General features: G+C 65.3%; 24 protein-coding genes. 14 read left to right on the forward strand and 10 right to left on the reverse strand.

What is annotated here, in order from left to right; translation table 11 throughout:
* The 3 genes from AC0L23_RS16840 to AC0L23_RS16850 all read right to left on the reverse strand — a co-directional run.
* On the reverse strand, window positions 1-1,221 hold a 1,221-nt coding region (locus AC0L23_RS16840; protein ID WP_473357168.1), incomplete at its 3' end, for a xanthine dehydrogenase family protein molybdopterin-binding subunit.
* Complete coding sequence (locus AC0L23_RS16845; RefSeq protein WP_085357878.1) at window positions 1,208-2,269, reverse strand: FAD binding domain-containing protein; 1,062 nt, start codon at window positions 2,267-2,269, stop codon at window positions 1,208-1,210. The genes AC0L23_RS16845 and AC0L23_RS16840, both read right to left, overlap by 14 nt.
* Window positions 2,266-2,763 carry a (2Fe-2S)-binding protein gene (locus tag AC0L23_RS16850; RefSeq protein WP_085357876.1) on the reverse strand — a complete coding sequence of 166 codons (498 nt, stop codon included), beginning with the start codon at window positions 2,761-2,763 and terminating at the stop codon, window positions 2,266-2,268. The genes AC0L23_RS16845 and AC0L23_RS16850 overlap by 4 nt, the downstream gene beginning before the upstream one ends.
* Window positions 2,764-3,005: 242 nt before the next feature.
* Between AC0L23_RS16850 and AC0L23_RS16855 the strand changes: the two genes are divergently transcribed.
* Complete coding sequence (locus AC0L23_RS16855; protein WP_026233005.1) at window positions 3,006-3,647, forward strand: TetR/AcrR family transcriptional regulator; 642 nt, start codon at window positions 3,006-3,008, stop codon at window positions 3,645-3,647.
* Between the two features lie 53 nt (window positions 3,648-3,700).
* Window positions 3,701-4,108 carry a DUF4864 domain-containing protein gene (locus tag AC0L23_RS16860; protein ID WP_085357872.1) on the forward strand — a complete coding sequence of 136 codons (408 nt, stop codon included), beginning with the start codon at window positions 3,701-3,703 and terminating at the stop codon, window positions 4,106-4,108.
* Here AC0L23_RS16860 and AC0L23_RS16865 read toward each other — a convergent pair.
* The gene (locus AC0L23_RS16865) at window positions 4,105-5,370 is read right to left on the reverse strand and encodes an MFS transporter (RefSeq protein WP_026233006.1); all 1,266 of its coding nucleotides are present in this window, start codon (window positions 5,368-5,370) and stop codon (window positions 4,105-4,107) included. The genes AC0L23_RS16860 and AC0L23_RS16865 overlap by 4 nt on opposite strands.
* A gap of 176 nt (window positions 5,371-5,546) precedes the next feature.
* On the opposite strand from AC0L23_RS16865, the gene AC0L23_RS16870 reads away from it, so the two are divergent.
* From AC0L23_RS16870 to AC0L23_RS16905, 8 genes are all read left to right on the forward strand, one after another.
* Complete coding sequence (locus tag AC0L23_RS16870) at window positions 5,547-5,969, forward strand: hypothetical protein (protein WP_244561183.1); 423 nt, start codon at window positions 5,547-5,549, stop codon at window positions 5,967-5,969.
* A 79-nt stretch (window positions 5,970-6,048) separates the two neighbouring features.
* Window positions 6,049-6,333, forward strand: coding sequence for a hypothetical protein (locus tag AC0L23_RS16875; protein ID WP_018455708.1), 285 nt, complete (start codon window positions 6,049-6,051; stop codon window positions 6,331-6,333).
* Window positions 6,334-6,342: 9 nt separating this feature from the next.
* Window positions 6,343-7,764 (forward strand): TolC family protein, encoded by a 1,422-nt coding sequence (locus tag AC0L23_RS16880; protein ID WP_085357868.1) that lies wholly within the window; start codon window positions 6,343-6,345, stop codon window positions 7,762-7,764.
* A 13-nt stretch (window positions 7,765-7,777) separates the two neighbouring features.
* Window positions 7,778-9,115: a copper oxidase gene (locus AC0L23_RS16885; protein ID WP_085357890.1), complete on the forward strand. Its 1,338-nt coding sequence runs from the start codon at window positions 7,778-7,780 to the stop codon at window positions 9,113-9,115.
* A 35-nt stretch (window positions 9,116-9,150) separates the two neighbouring features.
* Window positions 9,151-9,606 carry a cupredoxin domain-containing protein gene (locus tag AC0L23_RS16890; RefSeq protein WP_085383679.1) on the forward strand — a complete coding sequence of 152 codons (456 nt, stop codon included), beginning with the start codon at window positions 9,151-9,153 and terminating at the stop codon, window positions 9,604-9,606.
* Window positions 9,607-9,622: 16 nt separating this feature from the next.
* Entirely contained in the window at window positions 9,623-9,925 is a 303-nt protein-coding gene (locus tag AC0L23_RS16895) for a copper-binding protein (RefSeq protein WP_085357864.1), read from the forward strand.
* A 346-nt stretch (window positions 9,926-10,271) separates the two neighbouring features.
* Window positions 10,272-12,413 carry a flagellar biosynthesis protein FlhA gene (gene flhA, locus AC0L23_RS16900; protein WP_085383680.1) on the forward strand — a complete coding sequence of 714 codons (2,142 nt, stop codon included), beginning with the start codon at window positions 10,272-10,274 and terminating at the stop codon, window positions 12,411-12,413.
* A gap of 294 nt (window positions 12,414-12,707) precedes the next feature.
* On the forward strand, window positions 12,708-12,908 hold the full coding sequence (locus AC0L23_RS16905; RefSeq protein WP_018455714.1) for a hypothetical protein: 201 nt from the start codon (window positions 12,708-12,710) through the stop codon (window positions 12,906-12,908).
* 299 nt (window positions 12,909-13,207) lie between these two features.
* Here the strand turns inward: AC0L23_RS16905 and AC0L23_RS16910 are convergent, their stop codons facing one another.
* The 6 genes from AC0L23_RS16910 to fliI all read right to left on the reverse strand — a co-directional run bounded on the left by AC0L23_RS16910 (window position 13,208) and on the right by fliI (window position 19,578).
* The gene (locus tag AC0L23_RS16910; protein WP_085357862.1) at window positions 13,208-14,428 is read right to left on the reverse strand and encodes an NAD(P)/FAD-dependent oxidoreductase; all 1,221 of its coding nucleotides are present in this window, start codon (window positions 14,426-14,428) and stop codon (window positions 13,208-13,210) included.
* A 141-nt stretch (window positions 14,429-14,569) separates the two neighbouring features.
* Window positions 14,570-15,529 carry a helix-turn-helix transcriptional regulator gene (locus tag AC0L23_RS16915; RefSeq protein ID WP_085357861.1) on the reverse strand — a complete coding sequence of 320 codons (960 nt, stop codon included), beginning with the start codon at window positions 15,527-15,529 and terminating at the stop codon, window positions 14,570-14,572.
* A gap of 351 nt (window positions 15,530-15,880) precedes the next feature.
* Entirely contained in the window at window positions 15,881-16,936 is a 1,056-nt protein-coding gene (locus AC0L23_RS16920) for an anti-sigma factor (RefSeq protein ID WP_085357859.1), read from the reverse strand.
* A gap of 51 nt (window positions 16,937-16,987) precedes the next feature.
* The gene (locus AC0L23_RS16925) at window positions 16,988-17,533 is read right to left on the reverse strand and encodes a sigma-70 family RNA polymerase sigma factor (RefSeq protein ID WP_018455718.1); all 546 of its coding nucleotides are present in this window, start codon (window positions 17,531-17,533) and stop codon (window positions 16,988-16,990) included.
* Between the two features lie 178 nt (window positions 17,534-17,711).
* Window positions 17,712-18,131: a flagellar export protein FliJ gene (fliJ, locus tag AC0L23_RS16930; RefSeq protein WP_007606301.1), complete on the reverse strand. Its 420-nt coding sequence runs from the start codon at window positions 18,129-18,131 to the stop codon at window positions 17,712-17,714.
* Between the two features lie 121 nt (window positions 18,132-18,252).
* Window positions 18,253-19,578 (reverse strand): flagellar protein export ATPase FliI, encoded by a 1,326-nt coding sequence (gene fliI / locus AC0L23_RS16935; RefSeq protein ID WP_018455719.1) that lies wholly within the window; start codon window positions 19,576-19,578, stop codon window positions 18,253-18,255.
* Between the two features lie 415 nt (window positions 19,579-19,993).
* On the opposite strand from fliI, the gene ctrA reads away from it, so the two are divergent.
* The 4 genes from ctrA to AC0L23_RS16955 all read left to right on the forward strand — a co-directional run bounded on the left by ctrA (window position 19,994) and on the right by AC0L23_RS16955 (window position 22,822).
* Window positions 19,994-20,695 carry a response regulator transcription factor CtrA gene (gene ctrA / locus AC0L23_RS16940; RefSeq protein WP_007600544.1) on the forward strand — a complete coding sequence of 234 codons (702 nt, stop codon included), beginning with the start codon at window positions 19,994-19,996 and terminating at the stop codon, window positions 20,693-20,695.
* A 170-nt stretch (window positions 20,696-20,865) separates the two neighbouring features.
* Window positions 20,866-21,270 (forward strand): DUF350 domain-containing protein, encoded by a 405-nt coding sequence (locus tag AC0L23_RS16945; protein WP_018455720.1) that lies wholly within the window; start codon window positions 20,866-20,868, stop codon window positions 21,268-21,270.
* A gap of 1 nt (window position 21,271) precedes the next feature.
* A complete protein-coding gene (locus tag AC0L23_RS16950; RefSeq protein ID WP_018455721.1) occupies window positions 21,272-21,658 on the forward strand; it encodes a hypothetical protein in 387 nt (128 codons plus the stop codon).
* Window positions 21,659-21,661: 3 nt separating this feature from the next.
* Entirely contained in the window at window positions 21,662-22,822 is a 1,161-nt protein-coding gene (locus AC0L23_RS16955) for a glutathionylspermidine synthase family protein (protein WP_085357857.1), read from the forward strand.
* Window positions 22,823-23,025 lie beyond the last annotated feature (203 nt).

A 23,025-nucleotide genomic window follows, 5' to 3' on the forward strand; every position in this document is an offset into this window, starting at 1 on the left:
CCCCGGCGCCCGCCCCCCCCCCCCCGCCCCCCCGCCCCGCCCCCGCCGCCGCCCCCCCCCCGCCGCCGCGCCCCCCCCCCCCCCCCCCCCCTCCCCGCCCCCCCCCCCCCCCCCCCCCCCCGAGCCGGTGGCCTCGCCGGGCGCGCGCATGAACAACGGCGTGCCGGTGTTGACGCGCACGGCATCATGCGAGGTGCGGATCGCGGGCGCCGCATAGAGCGTGTGCGAGGCATCAGCCGCGGGTTCGTAGAAATCGTCGAACGTGCTCGACACGGTCCTCGCATGGTGATCGAGCGCGGTCAGGCGCCCCTCGCCATCTGTGCCGATGCGCAGCCGCTGCCGCGTCGGCGCGCGATGGCCGACCGGGCCGTACATCTGCTCACGGCGCAGCACCAGCTTGACCGGTTTGCCGACGAGCTTTGCCGCCATAATGCCGAGCACCGGAGGGCCGGCCATGAGCCCCTTCGAGCCGAACCCGCCGCCGAGGAACGGGCTGCGGATGTGGATCTTGTCGTGTGCGATGCCGAACAATTCGGCAACGCGCGCCAGCGACAGCATGAGACCCTGGGTCGGCATGTCGATGTGCAGACTGTCGCCGTTCCAGGCAGCCACGATCGCATGCGGCTCCATTGCGTTGTGATATTGCGGCGGCGTTTCGTAGATCGCGTCGATCCGCTTGTCGGCGGAGGCAAGCCCCGCCTCGACATCGCCGCGGTGATTTTCCGTGGGGTTGCCGACACCGACGACCGGCGGCACGAAGCTTTCACCCGCATCGAGGCCGATGAGCGCGGGCAGCGTCTCGTAGCGCGGCGCCAGCAGCGCCGCGCCTTCCGTCGCAGCCTCCAGCGTCTCGGCGATCACGACGGCGATCGGCTGGTTGGCGTAGCGGACCTCATTGCTCTGCAACACCTCCATCCGGAACACGAAGGGGTTGGTCTTGATCTCGGGATCGATCGCGAGCCCAGGCTTGTGGTCTGGCGTCATGACATCGACGACGCCGGGGTGGCGCTTGGCAGCGGCGACATCGAGCGAAGTCACGCGGCCGCGCGAAATGCTGGCGACGGCCATCACCGCAAACAGCATGCCGGGCGGATGATTGTCGGCGGCGTAGGTTGCCTGGCCCTTGACCTTGAGGACGCCGTCGCGGCGGGTCAGCGGCTGGCCGATGTTCGAGCCATGGCGCAGATGGGCGGGTGCGCTGGTGAGATTAAGCTCGGGCATGAATGGCTCCGGACGTCGAGGCAAAGGGAGAGGCCGGCAGCGCGGGGATGCGCACGGGCGTACCGGCGGCGGCGAGGCTCAGCGCGCGCACGACAATCCGGCGCGCGAGCTCGATCTTGAAGGCGTTGTCGCCCGACGGTCTTGCGTCGGCGAGCGCGCGCGAGGCGGCTTCCTGGAAAGCGTCCACCGTGGGCGCGACGTTCCTGAGCACGTCCTCTCCAGCGCGGGCGCGCCAGGGCTTTGCCGCGACGCCGCCGAGCGCAAGCCGCGCCTCCACGATCTTGTCGTTCTCGATCCGCAGCGCAGCCGCAGCCGAGACGACGGCAAACGCGTAGGACGTTCGATCGCGGACCTTAAGATAGCGCGCATGCGCGGCAAAGCCCCGCGCCGCAGGCGGCAGGCGCACCGCGACGATGAGATCACCCGGTTCGAGCGCCGATTCACGCTCGGGCGTATCGCCGGGCAGGCGATGCAATTCGTCGAGCGCGATCTCGCGCCGCCCGTTCCTGCCCTCAATCTCGACGATGGCGTCGAGCGCAACCAGCGGCACGCAGAAGTCGGACGGATGCGTGGCGATGCAGTTTTCGCTCCAGCCGAGCACGGCGTGGGTGCGGTTCTCGCCGTCGCGAGCGTCGCAGCCGCTGCCGGCCTCGCGCTTATTGCAGCGACTTGCGGTGTCGTAGAAATAGGCACAGCGCGTCCGTTGCAGTAGATTGCCGCCCGCGGTCGCGGCATTGCGCAGTTGCGCCGATGCGCCGGAGAGCAGCGCTTCGGCGACGGCCGGATAGGCCTTGGCAAAGTCTGCGTCATGCGCAAGATCGGCGTTGCTCACCAGTGCGCCGATGCGGATACCACCGTCGGCAAGGCGCTCGACCCGATCGAGTCCGTCGAGATGGGTAACGTCGACCAGACGATCCGGACGGCTGACGCCGCCCTTCATCAGATCGAGCAGATTGGTGCCGGCGGCGAGATAGACCGCGCCCGGCTGCGTCGCGGCCGCGACGGCTTCGGCGACCGTGGCCGGCCTGACGTAATCAAATTGCTTCATGCGGAGCGCCTCTGATTGGATTCGTCCATGCCGGCCTGCGCGTCGAGCACGGCATCGACGATACCGGCATAGGCGCCGCAGCGGCACAGATTGCCGCTCATGCATTCGCGAATGCGCTCGGGATCGTTGCCGGCCTGCGCCTCGCTCATCATGCCGATGGCGCTCATGATCTGGCCGGGCGTGCAGAAGCCGCACTGAAATCCGTCATGGGCGATGAAAGCGGCCTGCACGGGGTGAAGCTGGTCGCCGCGCGCCACGCCCTCGATGGTGAGAATGTCGGCGCCGTCATGACTGATGGCCAGCGCGAGACAGGAGTTGATGCGCTTGCCGTCGACGAGAATGGTGCAGGCGCCGCATTGGCCACGGTCGCATCCCTTCTTGGTTCCGGTCAGGTGGAGGCGCTCACGCAGGAGATCGAGCAGCGTGACGCGCGGATCGTCGAGGACGAAGTCGCGCCGCGCACCGTTCACGGTGAGGCTGATGGAGAGGTTCATACAAGGCTCCGATCAGGAATAGACATGAGTGATCGCGCAGCGCGCCACCGCCGTGGCCGCCGTCGATTCCGCGCCGCCCGAACATGATCCGAGCCAAACGTCTTCAGCGAAGATACGGAGGTAGCCTCCGCTTAACAAGGGCCGGCGGGAAATATTTGGAATTCGTCAAAAGCCCGTGCGCATCAACGCGATGCAGCCCCACAAGGGTTCAATCTAACCAATTCGTGATCTACATTGCCTGGATGGACGAGCACACCGACCAGACCCGCAAGCCCCGCGCCGATGCCGTGCGCAATCGCGAGCGCGTGCTCGAGGCGGCCAAGGCAGTGTTCAACGCGGGTGGTCCGGAGGCGAGCCTGGAGGCCGTCGCAAAACGCGCCGGCGTCGGCATCGGCACGCTCTATCGGCATTTCCCGACCCGCGAGGATTTGTTCGAGGCGGTGTACCGGCGCGAGGTCGAGCAGCTCAGCGAGCTCGCCGAGCAGTTGAAGAACGCCAGTGACCCGGTCGACGCGCTCAGGCGCTGGCTGCGCTCAGGAGTCGAATTCGTTGCCACCAAGAAGGGCATGGTCGCGGCCCTGGCACTCGCGGTGCAGAGCGGGTCGGAGTTGCATGCCTTTTCCTTTGAGCGCCTGACCAAGGCGATCGGCTCGCTGCTCGATCGCGCAGCCGCGGCCGGCGCGATGCGCGCGGACGTCAGTCCCGAGGACTTGCTGCGCGCGTTCTTTGGCATGTGCTACATGCACGACCAGCCCGGCTGGCAATCCTCGGTGCTGCGGATGCTCGACGTGTTCGTTGACGGTTTGCGGGTGCAGCCTGCCATGAAAGCCAAGGTCCGCGCGTCCGCCAAGCCTGCGAAGCCGGCTGCAAAGCGGAAGCGATAGCCCTCGAGATGTGCTAGGATCGGCGCCGCCGGGATTTCAACGCGGAGCTTGTCATGCGCATCGCCGCCTTGCTGGTCTTTCTCAGTGTCGCCTTCGGTCCCATCTCAGCGCGCGCCGACGATGTCGCGACGGCACAGAGTATCATCCGCGCCCAGGAGCAGGCATTCGGCCGTGACGACGCGCGCGGGGCCTATTCCTACGCCGCTCCTGCGATCCAGGAGATCTTCCCCGCGCCCGACATCTTCATGTCCATGGTGCAAAACGGCTACCCGCCGGTGTACCGGCACAAGAGCTTTGAATTTGGCGACAGCAAGAGCGAGGGCAGCCGGATTGCCCAGCACGTCCATATCATCGATGCCAATGGCGAGGCCTGGGAAGCGCTCTACACGCTCGAGCAGCAGGCAGACGGCAGCTACAAGATCACGGGTTGTTCGCTGCTGAAGGGGGGACAGGCAGTCTAGGTCGCAAAACCCGGACCGGTCCTGACTGCATTGATCCGCGAGCGGATCAGCAGCGTCAAGACGATGCCGATATTGAGCGCGTTCCACGCCACGCCGTTGGCGAACGCCGCGGCGTAGGAACCTGTCGCATCGAAGATGACGCCCGAGACCCAGCCGCCGAAGGACATGCCGAACACGGAGGCGAAGATCACGATGCCGACGCGGGTTGCGGCTTCGCTCGCCGGCATCGCCTCGCGCACGATGATGGCATAGCTCGGCACGATGCCGCCCTGGAACAGGCCGAACATCGCGGAGATCAAATAGAGCGAGGTCAGGCCGTCGAAGAACAGATAGAACACGAGTGCAAAGCCTTGCGCCACCGCACCGATCAGCAGTGTGGGGATGCCGCCGATCTTGTCGGCGAGGTAGCCGGAGCCGATCCGGCTGACGATGCCGCAGGCCATCATCAGCGACAGCATCTCGGCGCCGCGCGCCACGCCATATCCGAGATCGCCGCAATAGGCGACGATATGCACCTGCGGCATTGCCATGGCGACGCAGCAGGAAATGCTGGCGATCGAGAGCAGCACCGTCAGCGTGTTGGTCGAGAGCTTGAGGTCGACCCGCGGCGGCGCTGCATTGGCATGATCGTGAACCTTGTCGTCGCCCATCTGCGCGCGCAGGACCAGCACCAGGATGGTCATCAGGCTGACGCAGACGAGGCCGATGCCGATATGAGTGAAGCGCCAGCCGATCGTCTGCATGCCCGTGCTCACGAGCGGCGGCCACATCGTGCCGGCGACATAATTGCCGCTGGCGACGATCGTCACGGCCAGGCCGCGATAGCGCTCGAACCAGTGCGAGGCCTCCGCCATCAGCGGCGCAAAGGTCGCCGACGTGCCGAGCCCGATCAGGAAATACGCCGCCACGAACTGCCAGAGCTGGGTCGACAGACCCGCCAGCACATTGGCGACCCCGAGGAAGGCAATGCTGATCGCCATAGCCGCCACGATGCCGAAGCGGTCGGTGATCCTGCCGGCGATGACGCCGCCAAGCCCGAAACCGAACATCATCAGGGTGAAAGCCAGCGACACCGCGCCGCGCGTGGCGGAGAATTCGGCCTGCACCGCGGGAATCATGACGACGATCGCCCACATGCCGACGCCGCCGATCGAGCCGATCAGAAGCGCAATGACGAGGCGCATCCAGGCCTGACGCGAATCAGGGGTGAATGCTTCGGGTGTTTGTCCTGACTGATTTGGTGCGTGCACGGGCGGGACCATGGCCCGCGGATCACCACAGGGTCAACCATTGTGGCGCGATATTGGGCATGCACGGTGCACTGCGGTAAGATGGAGCTTGGCGAACGCGCGTTTTGTCATTATTTTGCAAATCAGCGCATGCAACACGGCGGCGCGGAGAGCATGTCGGCGGAATGTTGCTGCGATTGACACGATCGATGCGGATCAAGGTGGGGCGCTTCATTGCCTTCGCCTATCTGTTCTGCGTGATCGCGCCGGCCGCAAGCCTCGCCTGGGGTAGCGCTCCAGCACCGTGCCTCGACGACGCGCTTCTCGCCGACCGCGTGCCGGTGCATCACCAGATGCAGGCCGGCCACACGCATGACGGCGCCTCGCATGACCACGCCGGGCCGCATGCGCATCACCAGGGCGCCGCGCAGGACGCGCCCCCCACCCCTCATCATCACAGCGGCAAGGGTACGGCGGGACCGTGCTGCGCGATGATGTGCGTGAGCGCGCTGCCGGCCGACCTGCCCAGCGTCGCAAAGCCGCTTCAGCCGGTTTCCGCCTGCTCGCCCGAGATCGTGGCCAGCCTGCGCAGCGCGGCGCCGCCCCTGCACTACCGCCCTCCGATCGCCTGATCTGACGCGCGACGACCTCAGGCCGAGCGCGCATCCGCGCGCGCGCACCTGTGGTCTCCAGACAGATCAGGGATGACTCATGCTTACGCTTTCCGGGGCGAAGTCCGCCGCTGCATCCGCGGCGCGGGGACGACACTTTCGATTCAATTGGCCGCTGCTGGCCGCGACGGCCTTGGCGTTGTCCGGCTGCATGCCGGCAACGATACAAGTCGCTGGCGCTGATCCTGCCGATCCCGCGGCCAAGATCGCGCGCGCCGGCTATCGTTCGACGATTGCGCCCTACACCAGCCTGCGGCCCGCGACGCCGGCACCATGGCGCGAGCGCAACGAGAGCGTCGCGCCGCAGCTCAAGCAAGACCGGTAGGAGCGCGCCATGACACATCGTCTCGCGCTAAGCCTGCTCGGTCTCACCTCGCTTGGACTTGCAGGCTGCGCCGCCTTCTCGCCGGACAGCGGCATGAATGCCGTCTCGAAGCTGACGAGCCAGACCATCAACAAGGATGTCGCCTTCGTGCGAACGGCCGAGGGAGCCGGTGCGGTCGATGCGCGCGTTCGCCAACTGCTCTCGCGAACACTTAACCCCGAGACCGCGGTGCAGATCGCACTGCTCAACAACAAGGGGCTTCAGGCCGCCTATAATGAGCTGGCGCTGGCCGAGACCGATCTCGTCGAGCAGAGCCTGCCGCCCAACCCCGTGTTCTCGGTCTCGCGGATCTCGGGCAATGGCGCTAGCGAAATCGAGCGTCAAATTGTCGGCGACATCCTCGCGCTCGCCTCCCTGCCGTTCCGCTCGGAGATCGCCCGCGACCGTTTCCGCCAGGCGCAATTGCGAGCTAGCCTGGCGACGTTGCGGCTTGCCGCCGATGTCCGCCGCGCTTATTGGCGCGCCGTTGGCGGCAACGAGATGGTGGCATTGCTGACGGATGCGAAGGCGACGGCGGAATCGACCGCGCAGCTCGCGGTCAAGCTCGGCGAAACCGGCTCGATCAACAAGCTCGATCAGGCCCGTGAACAGGTGTTTTACGCCGAAACCACCGCCGACCTCGCCACCGCGCGGCAGACGGCGACGAGCGCGCGCGAAAAGCTGGCCCGGCTGATGGGACTGTGGGACGGCGGCCTCGACTTCCGCCTGCCCAGTCAGCTGCCGCCGCTGCCGCGCCGACCGCAGGCTTTGCCGTCGATCGAAGCCGACGCGGTCGCCCATCGCATCGACCTTCAGATCGCGCGGCTCGAGCTGAGCGCGCTCGCAAAGTCGCTGAACCTCACCGAGGCGACGCGCTTCGTGACCCTGCTCGATCTTGCCGGCATCTCCCGCCGGACCCGGGATCCGGAAGGCGCGCCGTTCCGCGAGCGCGGCTTCGACGTGCAGTTTCAGATCCCGATGTTCGACGGCGGAGAAGTGCGGGTGCGGCAGGCGGCGGAGACCTACAATTTCGCCTTCAACCGGCTGACCGAACGCGCCGTGAATGTACGCTCCGAGGCGCGCGATGCTTATCGGGTCTATCGCTCCGGCTACGACATCGCCAGCCACTATCAGCGCGAGATCATCCCCTTGCGAAAAATCATCACCGAGGAGATGCAGCTCCGCTTCTCCAGCATGCAGGTCGATATCTTCGCGCTGCTCACCGAGGCGCGGCAGCGGCTCGCGTCGCTGCGCGGTGCAATCGATGCCAGGCAAAGATTTTTCCTTGCCCAATCCGACTTGCAGACCGCCGTCAATGGCGGCGGCGCGCCTGCTGACGGCGACAATTCAACCACTCTCGCCGCGGCAGCGCCTGCCGATGGCGGTCACTGACATGGAGGCCAACATGTTTTCCCGCCGAGGATTTTTGGGTAGCGCCGCGCTCGCCGGCGCATCCGTCGTCAGCGGCCGCGCCCAGGCCGCCTCGATTCCGGAAGCCCCGCACATGGACAAGGTCGTGATGCAGCCGCCGCTGCACCCCGTCAGCGGGCCGGACTATCGACCCGTCGTCACGCTGAACGGCTGGTCGCTGCCGTTCCGGATGAACGGCGACTGGAAGGAATTCCATCTCGTTGCCGAGCCCGTGGTGCGCGAATTCGCCGAGGGCATGAAGGTGAATTTGTGGGGCTATAACGGCCAGTCACCGGGCCCGACGATCGAGGCCGTCGAGGGCGACAAGGTCCGCATCTTCGTGACCAACAGGCTGCCCGAATACACCACCGTGCACTGGCACGGCATGATCATTCCCAGCGGCATGGACGGTGTCGGCGGACTTACCCAGCCGCACATCCAGCCGGGAAAAACCTTCGTCTACGAGTTCGAGATGAGGAAGAGCGGGACCTTCATGTACCATCCGCATTCGGACGAGATGGTGCAGATGGCGATGGGCATGATGGGCATGGTCGTCGTGCATCCGCGCGACCCGAGCTTTCGGGCCGTGGACCGCGACTTCGTCTTCGTCATGAGCACCTATCGCGTCGATCCCGGCACTTATCTGCCGAAGGTCAACGAGATGACCGACTTCAACATGTGGACCTGGAATGCGCGGGTGTTTCCCGGCATCGATCCGCTGCCGGTCAGGCTCGGCGACAAGGTGCGCGTGCGCATCGGCAATCTCAGCATGACCAACCATCCGATCCATTTGCACGGCCACAGCTTTGCGGTGACCTGCACCGACGGCGGCTGGATTCCGGAGAGCGCGCAATATCCGGAGACGACGACGGACGTACCGGTCGGCGCTGTCAGGGTGTTCGACGTGCTCGCCGACAACCCCGGCGACTGGGCGTTCCACTGCCACAAGTCGCATCACACCATGAATGCGATGGGACACGACATGCGCAATATGATCGGGGTGTCTCGCAAGGATCTCGCCAAGGCCGTCGGCAAGCTCGCGCCTGACGGCATGGCGATGGGCTCGACCGGCATGGCGATGGGCAACATGGAGATGCCCGCGCCCGACAACACGCTGCCGATGATGACCGGCACCGGTCAGTTCGGCCCGATCGAGATGGGCGGCATGTTCACGGTGATGAAGATCCGCGAAGGCCTCGCGCGGGACGATTATCGCGATCCCGGCCCCTACCAATTCCCGCAGGGCACCGTCGCCTACGAGGTCACGCCGCCGGCCCCGGAGCCCGTGCGGCAACAACCAGGCGGACCGCCGATGAAGAACATGAAGATGTGAGCGTTTCGATGAACCACCACCAACTGGAGCTACCAATGAAGACGACGATCAAGCTCGGTCTCGCGCTGGCCGCGCTTTCCACCGCGCCGGCCTTGGCCCACGACCAGCACGGGCACGGCACCTTTTCGGCCGGCGAGCCCGGCGATCCCAAAAAGCCCGCGCGCACCATCGAGATCCTGCTGAACGAGATGGACTATGCCCCCGCCAGGATCGAGGTCAAACGCGGCGAGCAGATTCGCTTCGTGCTGCGCAATGTCGGTAAGGAGGACCATGAATTCCTGCTCGCCACCACAAAGGAGAATCTCGCGCATGCGGTGGAGATGAAGAAGCACCCGCACATGGAGCATGACGATCCCAACGGGGTCAGGCTCGCGCCGAGCAAGACAGCCGAGATCCTCTGGAAGTTCAGCAAGGCCGGCACGTTCGAATTTTCCTGCCTGATTCCCGACCACCGCGACTACGGCATGGTCGGCCACGTCACCGTGAAGTAACGCAAGGGAGGCTCCCATGAACCGCATCATCCGTATCGCCGCCGCGCTGGCGCTGGCCGTCGGCCTTGCCACAGGTGCCCTGGCAGCCCAGGGCGCCGCGATCAGCGGCGAGGTCAAGAAGATCGACGAGGGCGCCGGCAAGATCACGCTCAAGCACGGGCCCGCGAAGAACCTCGGCATGGATGAACCCATGACCATGATCTACCGCGTCAAGGACCCGGCCGTGCTCAAGCAGGTGAAGGTCGGCGACAAGGTGACTTTCGAAGCCGAAGAGGCGACTTCGGGCTATACGGTGACCCGGATGGAGAAGGCGAAGTAGGGCCACTTCCTCCGTCCGCCGATATCGGCCCCAGACGCTTCCACAAGTCATGGCCGGGCTCGTCCCGGCCATCCACGCCTTCGGCGGGACAAGCCGGGCATGACGACTGCTTGCCTGCCAGATGGCCGAAATACCCCGGTCAGCCCCCATGCCGCACCCTTTATTAACCCTTTGCTAACCATACACCCGGCAAGAATTGCCCAGTGGAGTCGAGTGTCGTCAGCCGCGTAGAACGGGAGCTCCCGTGGACGCCAGTGCGGTGCCTCACTTTCGGAACGGCGGCCCCTCGGCCGCCGCGCAGACATTTGGGGCGCGCGGACGGCAGTCGCGCGGAGGGGCAGCTACCATGGTCGACGTCACCGCAGGACAGGGCGTAGGCAGCACGAACGCCGGTTTCCCGACCCTTGCCGAAGTCGGCAACATCCTCAAGCGCGGCGATATCGCGCTCGCGCTCGGCGTTCTCACCATCCTGGTGGTGCTGATCCTTCCGCTGCCTGCGATCGTGCTGGACCTGTTCCTGGCGATTTCGATCACACTCTCGATCCTGATCCTGATGACGTCGCTGTTCATCCAGGCGCCGCTGGAATTCTCCGCTTTTCCGACCGTTCTGCTGATCTCGACCATGCTGCGGCTGTCGCTCAACATGGCCTCGACCCGCCTGATCCTGTCGCACGGGCACGAGGGCACGGATGCCGCCGGTCACGTCATCGAAGCCTTCGGCAGCTTCGTGATGGGCGGCAATTTCGTCATCGGCATCATCGTCTTCGCCATCCTGATCATCGTCAACTTCGTCGTCATCACCAAGGGTTCGGGCCGTATCGCCGAAGTCGCGGCACGCTTCCACCTCGACGCCATGCCCGGCAAGCAGATGGCGATCGACGCCGACCTCTCCGCCGGCCTGATCGACGAGACGGTCGCCAAGCAGCGGCGCAAGGATTTGGAGGACGAGAGCGGCTTCTTCGGCGCCATGGACGGTGCCTCCAAATTCGTCCGCGGCGATGCCATCGCCGGCCTCCTGATCGTCTTCATCAACGTCGTCGGCGGCATGATCATCGGCGTGGCGCAGCAGGGTCTGTCCTTTGCCGATGCCGGCCGCAGCTACACGCTGCTGACCGTCGGTGACGGCCTCGTCACCCAGGTGCCGGCGCTGATCGTTTCGACCGCGGCCGGCCTGCTCGTCTCCAAGGCCGGCGTGTCCGGCGCCGCCGACAAGGCGTTGATGAAGCAGTTCTCCGGATATCCGCAGGCGCTCGCGATGTCCGCGGCGGTCATGCTGGTGCTGGCGGCCCTGCCGGGCATCCCGACCCTTCCCTTCCTGGCGCTCGGCTCCGGCGCCGGTGCGCTCGCCTGGCACGCCCGCAACCGCAACCGGGCGACTGCCAGGGCTGAGGAAGTCGCGAAGACCGCACCTGCGCCGGGAACGCCGGGCGCAGCCGGCTCCGCTGCGGCGGAGGAGCCGATCTCCGCGGCGTTGAAGATCGACGATCTCAAGATCGAGCTCGGCTATGCCCTGCTGCCGCTGGTCAACGGCCCCGACGGCACCGATCGCCTCACCGAGCAGATCAAGGCGCTGCGCCGCTCGCTCGCGATCGAGATGGGTTTTGTGATGCCCGCCGTGCGCATCCTCGACAACGTCCAGCTCGAAGCCAACACCTACATCATCAAGATCAAGGAGGTCGACGCCGGCACCGGCAAGATCTGGCCGAACCAGTTCATGGTCATGGACCCCGGCGGCAGCCAGGTGCAGGTGCCCGGCATCCACACCACCGAGCCGACCTTCGGCCTGCCCGCGACCTGGGTCGATGCCAGCCTCAAGGAGGAGGCCTCGCTCAAGGGCTATACCGTCGTCGACGCCGCGACCGTGCTCTCGACCCACCTCACCGAGCTGCTCAAGGCCAACATGTCGGACCTGCTCTCCTATGGCGAGGTGCAGAAGCTGCTCAAGGAGCTGCCGAAGGAGCAGGGCGAGCTGGTCAAGGACATCGTGCCCGGACAGGTCACCGTCTCCGGCATCCAGCGCGTGCTGCAGCTGCTGCTCGCCGAGCGCATCTCGATCCGCGACCTCTCGACCATCCTCGAAGGCATCGCCGACTCGCTCGCCTTCTCGCGCAATCCGGCCACCATGGTCGAGCACGTCCGCGCCCGCCTGGCGCGGCAGATCTGTGCGCAGAACACCTCTTACAGCGGCTACCTGCCGCTGATCGCGCTGTCGGCCCGTTGGGAACAAGCCTTCGCCGAATCCATTATCGGCCAGGGCGAGGAGCGCAGCCTCGCGATGCAGCCCTCGAAGCTGTCGGAGTTCATGACCGGCGTGCGCGACGCCTTCGAGCGCGCGGCGCGTGAAGGCGAGGCCCCGGTGCTGGTCACCTCTGCGGCAATTCGTCCCTTCGTGCGTTCCCTGGTCGAGCGGTTCCGGGCCCAGACGACCGTGCTGTCGCAGGCTGAAATCCACCCGAGGGCGAGGTTGAAAACGGTCGGAAGCATCTGATTTGCCTTAAGAAGCCGTGTGTTTTTTGGCCACAGGCAAATGGTTTTTCAGGTTTTGGCGCCTTGCCGATCGACGGCGGGCAAGGCGCTTGGCAGACACATTACAGCTTTGAAATAATTGCTAAATTGCACGATCAAGGGTCGTTTCTGATCGCGGCTTCTCACGTCCTGTCACGCCCTTGTGATCGCCTCTTGGGAACGAATCCCCCCAGTACTAGGTTGTTGGGCACCGGAAGCATGAACCTGCCCAAGCACGCAGGCGACTACTTCGGGTAGATGGCGGCAGGAGCCTTCCATGAACCACTCGATTTACAGCGCAGATCGCTCGACCCACCTCAAGATCGTGGTTGTCGCGCTCGTTGCCGGCATCACGGTGGCGGGTCTCGGGATCACCGCGCGTACGAGTTCAGATGAAGGCCTGACCCAGACCGCTCGCGTCATGAAGGCGGGCAAGCCGATCGCTATCACCAGCTCGAACGTTTCCCTCGTTCGCTAAGGAGATTTGAGTTTCAGGAATTCACGCGGCTCTTTATCAGCCCCCCAAAGTCGCCACGTGGATATGTAGACGACCCCAACCCCAAGTCGACTACAGAAAGCGCCCGCCCCCCACGGGCGCTTTCTCATGTCTGGGGTTTGTCGTCACCGTGAGCGCACGCGCGTGCAGCTGCGTCATTGCGAGGAGCTCTTGCGACGAAGCAATCCAGAATCCCTCCGCAGAGACATTCTGGATTGCTTCGTTACGCTCGCAATGACGATGGAAAACGTACCGCCGTCATCCCGCAACAGGCACGGATACTACCGCGCCCCATACGTCGGCGGCGGCGCCTGCACGGTTGGGACTGCCGCAGCGAATAGCTCGTCCTTGCTGCCCGACAACGGCGGATAGATGCGCTTGCGGTTGATCGTCTGCTTGGTTGCCTTCGCGGCCGCGCCGGTGGCGCGGACTTCGCGGTCCCACCCTTCCGTATAGAGTGCGCCCCAGCCGCCGAGATCGAGCACGGTCACGTACCAGTCTATCCGCAGCGGCAGCATCGGCAGGCCCGCGAGATCGGCGACCACATTGTGGCCGGCGAAGCGGCCCATCGGACGCGCGAACTGGCAGGACATCACGGTCGGATGCAAGCCGTCGACCACGCTCGAGGCGACGTCGCCGGCCGCGAACACGCCGCCGGCATCCGCAACCCGCATCATGGGATCGACCAGAAGACGCCCGAGGCGATCGCGTGCGTCCGGAAAGCTTGCGGCCAAGGGGCTCGCGCGCATCCCGGCACACCAGATCACCGTCCGCGTCGGAATGAACTCGCCCGAGCTCAGACGCAGTCCGGCGGCCTCGACGGAGACGACGCGCACGCCGAGCCGCGTCTCGACGTCAAGCGAGGCCAACGCCGTCGCGATGACGGGACGCGCATGCGCGCCGATCGTGGCGCCCACCGCCGGATTGGGATCGACCAGGATGATGCGGCGGCTGCCGGTGATGCCGGCGCGCGCCAGCCTGTCGGGCATCTCGGCCGCGACCTCGATACCGGTGAAGCCGGCGCCGACCACGACGATCGTCGAGCGCCCCAGCGCGGGCACGCTGCGTCCAAGCGAGGTGAGATGATCCTCGAGGTGGAGCGCCGCTGCATAAGTGTCGACGTCGAAAGCATGCTCGGCAAGGCCGGGAATGTCGGGACGCATCACTTCGCTACCGAGCGCCAGCACCAGCCGGTCATAAGCCAGCGTCTCGTCGCCGCCTCCCGTGACCAGAGAAATCTCCCGCCGTGCCGGATCGATGGCTTCGACCTCGCCGACCCCGTGACTGACGCCGATCGGATCAAGCAGCTGCGGCAGCGGAAGCGCGACCTCGCTGAGATCGGCCTCGTAATTGCGGACGCGGATGTTGTGGTAGGGATTGCGATCGATGACACGGATCTCGATGTCACGGCCGGCCGCACCGATCTCCTCGCGCTTGCGTGCGGCACCGATGGCCGCCCACAGACCTGCAAACCCGGCGCCGAGCACGACGATACGCGCCATGTCCGTTGACTGCATTTCCCAAAAGAGCGACGACGAAACGACGAACGATCAAGCTGTCTGACCGCGCAGACAAATATAGCTCATCCTGCCGGATGGACCAACTGCGGTGGTACCGGCGCGCCGCACAAATTCTCGGTCGGCTCAGGCCTCGCGCAGTTCCGACGGCGTCGCGGCAAAGCGCTTGCGGAAGGCGCGGTTGAAATAGGACAGATCGGAGAAGCCAGACGAGTGCGCGATGTCGCTGATCTTGCGGGTCCTGGCGCGGGGATCGCTGAGCAGCTTGCGCGCCTGCAGCAGGCGCTGTTCCAGCACGAATTCGGTGAAGGTCGTTCCGGCCTGCTCGAACAGGCGCTGTGCCTGACGCGGGCTCAGGCCGGAGCGCGTAGCAATCTCGGACAGGCAGAGATCGTTGCGGCCAAGCGCAGCCATCACGTCGGCGCGCATGAGATCGAGACGGGCCGCCGCATGACCTCGCCCGCGCGCGAGACTTGCATGTTCGGCGTCGGTGCCGAGCAGCAGGCCGACGAGATCGACCATGTGCTGCGCGGTGAGGCGCTGGCCGACGGCATCGAGATGCGGCGCATGATGGGCGGCAAGGGAGTGGTAGCGCAAGATCGTCTCGGCGAGCGCGCCGTCCGAGAGCACTTGCGACAGCTTGTCCTCGGCGCGCGGATTGATCTCGAGCAGCGCGCGGCGCGGCATGCGGATGGTGGTGAAGCGATCTTCCTCGGTGTGGCCGACGGTGCCGGTGATGCCCATGTCGACGAGCACCATTTGCGCGGGCGCAAGCTCCACGGCATGGCCGTTCTGCCCGACGCGGACGAGGCCCGCATGCGCGGCGATCAGGACGAGATCGTCGCTACCGTCGGCAAGGTGGCTCTGGGTACGTGAATATTGTGCGGAGGCGCCTTCGGGAATGGCGAGCGCGATATTGTCGACCACGCTGACCTGGAGCCGGCAATCGATGCTGTCGCCCCGGCTCGGCCCAATATCCAGGCCACAGGCCCCGAAAATCCGCTCGCGCCAATGTTCGAAGGCCGGACCGTGTGGCAGCCCCGCATATTGGTGAATGAAGATGCCCGACGTTTTCGCTGCATCCATCTGATTTCTCGCCCCTCTCCGGCACCATGATTGGGGGGCGCCGACTGCAAATTCCGGGCATTTGACGCCGCGAAACGCGGAGAGGTTCAAATCGGGGGCGGATTCGGCGGAATTTGTCGGAAGACGACGGCGGGACGGACCGTGGCGACAGAACCGATCAGGCATTGCCACCACATGTTGAAGCGTCCAATGCCCCCCGGGTCGTCCTGGACAAGCGAGCAGAGCGAGCGCCGATCCAGGACCCATTACCTCGGGGATTGAGTGGTTGCTCACCCGTGTTGCCATCGCTCACTCTTGCAACAAGCTCTTGGGGCAATGGGTCCTGGCTTTCGCCAGGACGACAATAGAAACCTACTTCTTCGCGGGCGCCTGTGGCTGTGACGATGGCACGGTTTCGATCAGCTTGCCGGAAAACACCGGCGCCGAGGTCGGCTGGCCGTTGGGCGAACCACCCGCCTGCTCGAGCGTGACGGCGTAGGTCGCGCCGTTGACAACGTCGGCATCGTACGAGCCGAGCACCGGTCGTGCGGTGAAATCGCCGGCGCCGATCACGCCGAGCGAACGCGGACGCGGCAGCTTGTCGGAGATCAGCCAGAGCTCGAAACTCTTGCCGGGCTCCGGTGTCGCGCCCACTTTACGCACCGTAAAGTTCTTGGTCGCGCCGTCGATGGTGAGGATGAAGGCGGGACCTCCGCCCTGGCCCTGCAACAGGGCGACATATTGCGACGACGCCGGGAGCGGCGCCGGTGTCTTCACCTCGACGGTCTGGATGCGCGGTGCCGGTCGCAAGCCGCCCGGCAGCGCGTCGGGCAGGAAGATCTGAAGCGACAGCGTCACGAGCAGCGCGGCCGCGAGCGCGCCGACGGCGGATGCGATGGTGCGCCAGCGCTTCACGCGGCCCTCGAGCCGGATCACGTTGCTGTTGTCGGCAACCGGCGGCGGTGGCGCACGCGCGACCTCCGGGTCCGGCGCGTGGACCTGCGGCATGAATAGCGGCACGACGTCGGGAATCGCATCGGTCTCAAGTCGCGCCGGGGCAGGCTGCTCCGCTTCGGGAGGCGGCGGCGGTTGCTGCATATTCTCCGACGGCACCTGCGGAGGCACGGTGTCGGGCGAGGAATATTCCGGCACAGGTGGCGGCGGCGCTGCGTCCGGCAGTGCTGGCGGATCCTGCGCAAAGCCTGTCCGCGCGAGCTCGGACCTGATGTTCTCCCACACGATCGGCCGCGGCTCGATCGAGCCGACCATCTGGTTGAGGACGCCGAGCCGGAATGCCCACGCCTGCACGACATCGGCGAACGCCTTGTCCACCGCCATCATGGTCTCGACCTGCGCGCGCTCGCCGGCGTCGAGCGTGCCGAGCGCATATTCCGCGGCGAGCGCGATATGGTCCTCCGTATAGGCCATCACTTGCGGTCCAGACCCACCCTCACCGTATGAGCTCCCGTAGCCCGAATCTCATAGCCCGAGACATTCGCGAATATCCATCATGCTGCGCCGAAGCCACGTCTTCACCGTGTTGACGGGCGCCGCGAATTTCTCCGCCAATTGCTCGCGGCTCCAGCCGTTGTAATAGGCGAGAAGCACGAGCCTCTGACGGTCCGGCTCGAGCCGGCCGATACATTCCAGCAGCCGCTTCAATTCCTCGGTCATCTCCCTCCGCGCCAGCGGATCGGGGCTGTCGCTTGCGACTTCCATCGCCTGGGGCTCTTCCTCGATGGAGACTTCCGTCTTCTTGCGCACGATGTCGATGGCGCGGTTGCGCGCGATCGACGCCATCCATGTGATCGGCGACGCGAGAGCGGGATTGAACTGGCCGGCGCTGTTCCAGATCTTGACGTAGGTCTCCTGAATGACCTCCTCTGCGAGATCCTGTCGGCGCAAGATACGGAGCACGACGCCATAGAGTTTCGCGCGCGTGGCGACGTAGAGGCGCTCGAACGCGGCCTGATCGCCCTGCGCCATCGCCCCAATCAGCCCGACCAGCTCTGCTGGCGTCAGCATTCAGCCCCCCAATGCGCGGCCCGTCGCATTCCGCGCAGGCGCTGGCACTCCGCCACCATAGCGCGCGAAAAAGCCGACCACCAAGGGGGCGCGGCGCCACACTGTGGACAGGGCATGCGAAAACCCGGACCTTGGGGTCCGGGTTCTGCAAATTCTCGCAGGTCTGGCGGCTAGCGTCTCAGGCGACGGCGCCCATGCGGGCACGCATCAGGCCGATGCTGTCGAGATCGGCCTGCTCGCGGGCGTTTTCCTCGGCGCGTTCGCGGGCCTGATCGCGCTCGTCAAGGAGCTCGACCTTCTTCAGCTCCTCGAAGGCTTCGGCCAGCGCAGCCTTGGCTTCGTCGAGCTGGCCCTTCAGCTCGTCGGCCGAGCGGGTCAGGTTCTCGCGACGCTGGATGGCAGCCTTGGCGTAGGTCGGATAGGCGAAGTGCGAGGGATCGTTGATCCCGGCGCGCTCCTGCTCGGTCGAGATCTCGCGTTCAAGATCGGTCGACATCCGCTGGAAGTCGGCGATCATGGTCTCGATCTGGGTGACCCGGCGGCGCTTCTCGTCGACCTGAAATTTCTTCAGGCGGATGAGTGTATCACGTGACTTCATCGACTCGTACTCCCCAGAAGTCCCTTGGCTGCACGTGGGACAACACCGGTCTCCCCACAGGCCCGACGGGGGCCAAGACCGGCTCTACTACTCTGTGGGATGGGATGATGACGGGACAAAGTTAGCGTTCCGTTTCCAAATCACCAAGGATTTGCGCCAACTGGCGGTAGCCGTCCGCCAGCGATGCATTTTCATCCTTGCGCTGGCGCAGGAAGGCCTCCAGCGGCTCGTGCAGGCGGATCGCCTCGTCGACCTCGGGGCTGGAGCCGGCGCGGTAGGCGCCCAGACGGATCAATTCTTCCATGTCGGCATAGGTCGCCATCACCGCCCGCGCCTTCTGGATGGTCGGCCAGAACTGCGGGTCGGCCGATTTCGGCATGGTGCGGGAGATGGATTTGAGGATGTTGATGGCGGGGTAGCGGCCGCGCTCGGCGATCGAGCGCTGCATCACGATGTGTCCGTCGAGGATGCCGCGGACGGCATCCGCAATCGGCTCGTTATGGTCATCGCCATCGACCAGCACCGTGAAGATCGCGGTGATGGCGCCCTCCCCGAGGCCCGGACCGGCGCGCTCCAGAAGCTTCGGCAGCTCGGTGAACACGGTCGGCGTGTAGCCCTTGGCGGTCGGCGGCTCGCCAGCGGACAGGCCGATCTCGCGCTGGGCCATGGCAAAGCGCGTCACCGAATCCATCAGGCAGAGGACGTCCTGCTCCTCGTCGCGAAAATACTCGGCGACCGCAAGCGTCAGATAGGCGGCCTGGCGGCGCATCAGCGCCGGCTCGTCGGAGGTCGCGACCACGACCACGGAACGGGCCAGGCCCTCCTCGCCAAGGTCGTCCTGCAAGAATTCCTGCACCTCGCGGCCGCGTTCGCCGATCAGCCCGATGACGCTGACGGCGGCATCGACGTTGCGCGCAAGCATCGACAGCAGCACCGACTTGCCGACGCCGGAGCCTGCGAAGATGCCCATGCGCTGGCCGCGGCAACAGGTCAGAAAGGTGTTCATCGCGCGCACGCCGAGATCGAGCGGCGCGCCGACGCGCTTGCGCGAGTGCGCCGGCGGCGGCGAATTGCGGTACGGCATCGGCGCCGGGCCCTGCGGCAGCGGCCCCTTGCCGTCGATCGGCTCCCCCAGCGCATTGACGACGCGGCCGAGCCAGGCCGCGCAAGGCCGCACCTGATTTGCGGCATTGGCGATGACGGCCTTGCAGCCGCGCCGTACGCCGTCCAGACCGGCGAACGGCATCACGACGGCGTTGTTGCCGGAGAAGCCGATCACCTCGCAGGGGATGGAACGGTTGCCGCCGGTCTCGATCACGAGCCGCGCGCCGACCGACATCGCATGGATCGGACCGGCGACCTCGACCATCAGGCCGCGCACGCCGACCACACGGCCATAAATATTGATGCCGTCAATGTCGCCGATCTGTTCGGCAAGAGCCTTCACAAGAGGGCCTTCATGAGGTGATCGCCTTCATAATCCGGGGTTTCGTGGCGAGAACCTTAAGTTTCGCCATATTTCTGAACGGCGCTTAACTTCGTGTTTACCCGCATCGTTAATCATTGCGTCACTGTCTTTGTGACTGAGCGTGGCTCCCCTTCAGAAGAAGGCTGAGTCGCGGGAGTCGGTTAGGCCCGTCTCTTAAAGTGGAACTTGAACGCAACCGGATAACGAAAGCTGCTTCGCACACAAGACCTTAGGGCGATTCGACGAAAATTGCATCTACAGGGCTTGCGTTCCAGAATCAGAATTTGTTAACCATCTGTTGTCAGGATCCGAATCAGTTGTTCAAAGGCGTTTTGTTGTGTGCCGCGAATGCGGCCGACCTGACGCCCAGGAGCGGCGACTATGGGGAACTGGCATGCGCGTTTTGCTGATTGAAGATGACAGCGCCGTCGCGCAGTCGATCGAGCTGATGTTGAAGTCTGAGAGCTTCAACGTCTACACGACCGATTTGGGGGAAGAAGGCGTCGATCTCGGTAAATTATACGATTACGACATTATCCTTCTCGACCTCAACCTGCCCGACATGTCCGGCTACGACGTGCTCAAGCAGCTTCGGGTCTCCAAGATCAAGACACCCATTCTGATCCTCTCCGGCCTCGCCGGCATCGAGGACAAGGTCAAGGGTCTCGGCGTCGGCGCCGACGACTACATGACCAAGCCCTTCCACAAGGACGAGCTGGTTGCCCGCATCCACGCGATCGTGCGCCGCTCCAAGGGCCATGCCCAGTCGGTGATCCAGACCGGCGACCTCGTCGTCAACCTCGACACCAAGACCGTGGAAGTCGGCGGTCAGCGCGTGCATCTGACCGGCAAGGAATACCAGATGCTGGAGCTGCTCTCGCTCCGCAAGGGCACGACCCTCACCAAGGAAATGTTCCTCAACCACCTCTATGGCGGCATGGACGAGCCCGAGCTGAAGATCATCGACGTCTTCATCTGCAAGCTCCGCAAGAAGCTCGCCAATGCCTCCGAAGGCCGCAACTTCATCGAGACCGTGTGGGGCCGCGGCTACGTGCTGCGCGAGCCGCACGAGGTCGAAGAGCGCATCCCCGCCTGATCCTGGGTTTTACCCGCGAGCCCTTCGGGGCTTGCTCCTCCCAGCCTGGACCCCGCCGCAAATGGCGGGGTTTTGTTTTTTGGGGACGCGAACGGGGCCTCATCGTCCTTGCGCCGTTGAACCGCTATCCTTCCCCCGCCGACGAATGGTCGCTGCACGATGGGGGAACGATGATCCTGCAATCACTGGCCGGCCTGCCCGCCTTCCTGGTCTATTTCTGCACCGGGCTGATCGCGATCGTGGCGTACCTGTTCGTCTACACCCGCATCACGACGCATAACGAATTCCAGCTGATCCGCGACAACGATCCGGCTGCGGCGATCGCACTCGGCCTCAGCCTGCTCGGCTTCGTGGCGCCGCTTGTCAGCGCGATCGCGCATTCGGCCAATGTGCTGGACTGCCTGATCTGGGCGATGATCGCGCTGATCGTCCAGATCGTCGTGTTCTTCCTGGTGAGAGTGCCGGTGCCGAACCTGTCGGCGCGGATTGCCGCCGGCGAACTTGCAGCTGCCATCTGGCTCGGGCTGTCCTCGCTCGCCGCAGGCCTGCTCAACGCCGCCTGCATGATCTACTGACATGACCGACAAGCGCTCCAAAAAGGAGTTCGGCAAGCGCCGGCCGGCGGCCGGACCGCCGCCTGCACAACAGCCGGTGAAGCGCTCCGGCCATGTCGCGCTGCTGGTGATGGGCACGATCGCGGTCGGCACCACCGCCTACACACTGATGCCGCGGCAGAATTGCGAGCCCTCCCCTGCCGGCATGGACCCGGCGGTGCAAGCGAGCACCTCGTGCAGCAGCAGCCGCAGCTCCTCCAGCGGCGGCGGCAGTTCGTCGCGATCGAGTTTCTTCAGCAGCGACTCCTCGAGCCATTCCTCGTCCGGAACGTCGTCCGATTCAGGCTCCGGCGGCGTGAGCCGCGGCGGCTTCGGCTCGTTTGGCCATGGCTTCTCCGGCGGCGGCTGACCCATGCAACGCATCGTCTGCCCCGAGCGCGACGACTGGCGGCAGACCGCCGAACAATGCGGCTTCGCCTTCCACACCATCGACGGTGAGCGCTATTGGGACGAGCGCGCTTATTACGCCTTCACGCTCGACGAGATCGAGCGTGGCATCGAGGCGCCGACCGGCGAGATCGACGCGATGTGCCTGGAGCTCGCCGGCCGCGTGATCGGCGACGAGCGCCATCTGCAGCGCTTGAAGATACCGGAGGCGTTCTGGAGCCTGATCGCCGAGAGCTGGGCACGAGACGACCGCAGCCTCTATGGCCGGCTCGATCTGAAATTCGACGGCAAGGGACCGGCAAAGCTGCTCGAATACAACGCGGATACGCCGACCTCGATTTTCGAAGCCGCGGTCTTTCAATGGACCTGGCTCGAACAGGCGATCGAACGGCGCATCATCCCGTCGCGGGCCGACCAGTTCAACTCCATCCACGAACGATTGATCGAAGCCTGGAAGCAGATTGCCGCTACCCGCCACGTCCATCTCACCGGCACCACGGGCAATGAGGAGGACGCCGGCACGCTCGCTTATCTCGAAGATACCGCGCGCCAGGCGGGACTGACGACCACGCTATTCGACATCGAGGCGATCGGCTGGCGCAATGATACCGGCGGCTTCGTCGATCTCGACGACCGCGACATCACGCTCGCCTTCAAGCTCTATCCCTGGGAATGGATGTTCCATGACGCCTTTGGCGCAAAGCTCAAGGATGCACAGACACGCTGGATCGAACCGCCGTGGAAGGCGGTGCTCTCCAACAAGGGCATCCTGCCGCTGCTATGGGAGATGTTTCCGAACCATCCCAATCTGCTACCGGCGTTCTTCGAGGACGATCCGCGGGCAGCCGAGCTCGGTAGCTCCTATGTGCGCAAGCCGCTGCTGTCGCGCGAAGGGGCCAATGTCACGCTGGTGTCTGGTGGAATGCCGCTCGACGAGCAGGCAGGCCCCTACGGCGCCGAAGGATTCGTGCGGCAGGCGCTCGCGCCGCTGCCGAATTTTTCCGGCTTCTATCCCGTGATCGGAAGCTGGCTGGTGGATCACGAACCCTGCGGCCTGTCGATCCGCGAGGACGAAAGCCCGATCACCGGCAACGGCTCGCGGTTTCTGCCGCATGCGATCTTGTGAGGTGCGCTCTTCATTCCTTCTCCCCTTGTGGGAGAAGGTGGCGCGAAGCGCCGGATGAGGGGTTCTATCCGCGAGTTCAAGTGTCGGTGGGCTCGCGGATAGAACCCCTCACCCGTGGGGGGGCGGCGGGGGGGGGGCCCCCCCCCCCCCCCCCGGGGGGGGGGGGGGGGCGGGCGCCCCCCCCCCCCCCCCGGGCGCGAGCA

Source organism: Bradyrhizobium sp. MI1.4 (assembly GCF_055811315.1).

Coding starts and splice junctions, on each gene's coding strand:
- AC0L23_RS16945 (WP_018455720.1), top strand. CDS start 20,866: ATGATCCTGCAATCACTGGCCGGCCTGCCCGCCTTCCTGGTCTATTTC.
- AC0L23_RS16870 (WP_244561183.1), top strand. CDS start 5,547: ATGCGGATCAAGGTGGGGCGCTTCATTGCCTTCGCCTATCTGTTCTGC.
- AC0L23_RS16875 (WP_018455708.1), top strand. CDS start 6,049: ATGCTTACGCTTTCCGGGGCGAAGTCCGCCGCTGCATCCGCGGCGCGG.
- AC0L23_RS16925 (WP_018455718.1), bottom strand. CDS start 17,533: ATGCTGACGCCAGCAGAGCTGGTCGGGCTGATTGGGGCGATGGCGCAG.
- flhA (WP_085383680.1), top strand. CDS start 10,272: ATGGTCGACGTCACCGCAGGACAGGGCGTAGGCAGCACGAACGCCGGT.
- AC0L23_RS16860 (WP_085357872.1), top strand. CDS start 3,701: ATGCGCATCGCCGCCTTGCTGGTCTTTCTCAGTGTCGCCTTCGGTCCC.
- AC0L23_RS16855 (WP_026233005.1), top strand. CDS start 3,006: ATGGACGAGCACACCGACCAGACCCGCAAGCCCCGCGCCGATGCCGTG.
- AC0L23_RS16880 (WP_085357868.1), top strand. CDS start 6,343: ATGACACATCGTCTCGCGCTAAGCCTGCTCGGTCTCACCTCGCTTGGA.
- AC0L23_RS16865 (WP_026233006.1), bottom strand. CDS start 5,370: ATGGTCCCGCCCGTGCACGCACCAAATCAGTCAGGACAAACACCCGAA.
- AC0L23_RS16920 (WP_085357859.1), bottom strand. CDS start 16,936: ATGGCCTATACGGAGGACCATATCGCGCTCGCCGCGGAATATGCGCTC.
- AC0L23_RS16850 (WP_085357876.1), bottom strand. CDS start 2,763: ATGAACCTCTCCATCAGCCTCACCGTGAACGGTGCGCGGCGCGACTTC.
- AC0L23_RS16905 (WP_018455714.1), top strand. CDS start 12,708: ATGAACCACTCGATTTACAGCGCAGATCGCTCGACCCACCTCAAGATC.
- AC0L23_RS16895 (WP_085357864.1), top strand. CDS start 9,623: ATGAACCGCATCATCCGTATCGCCGCCGCGCTGGCGCTGGCCGTCGGC.
- fliJ (WP_007606301.1), bottom strand. CDS start 18,131: ATGAAGTCACGTGATACACTCATCCGCCTGAAGAAATTTCAGGTCGAC.
- AC0L23_RS16885 (WP_085357890.1), top strand. CDS start 7,778: ATGTTTTCCCGCCGAGGATTTTTGGGTAGCGCCGCGCTCGCCGGCGCA.
- AC0L23_RS16955 (WP_085357857.1), top strand. CDS start 21,662: ATGCAACGCATCGTCTGCCCCGAGCGCGACGACTGGCGGCAGACCGCC.
- AC0L23_RS16890 (WP_085383679.1), top strand. CDS start 9,151: ATGAAGACGACGATCAAGCTCGGTCTCGCGCTGGCCGCGCTTTCCACC.
- AC0L23_RS16845 (WP_085357878.1), bottom strand. CDS start 2,269: ATGAAGCAATTTGATTACGTCAGGCCGGCCACGGTCGCCGAAGCCGTC.
- AC0L23_RS16910 (WP_085357862.1), bottom strand. CDS start 14,428: ATGGCGCGTATCGTCGTGCTCGGCGCCGGGTTTGCAGGTCTGTGGGCG.
- AC0L23_RS16950 (WP_018455721.1), top strand. CDS start 21,272: ATGACCGACAAGCGCTCCAAAAAGGAGTTCGGCAAGCGCCGGCCGGCG.
- AC0L23_RS16915 (WP_085357861.1), bottom strand. CDS start 15,529: ATGGATGCAGCGAAAACGTCGGGCATCTTCATTCACCAATATGCGGGG.
- ctrA (WP_007600544.1), top strand. CDS start 19,994: ATGCGCGTTTTGCTGATTGAAGATGACAGCGCCGTCGCGCAGTCGATC.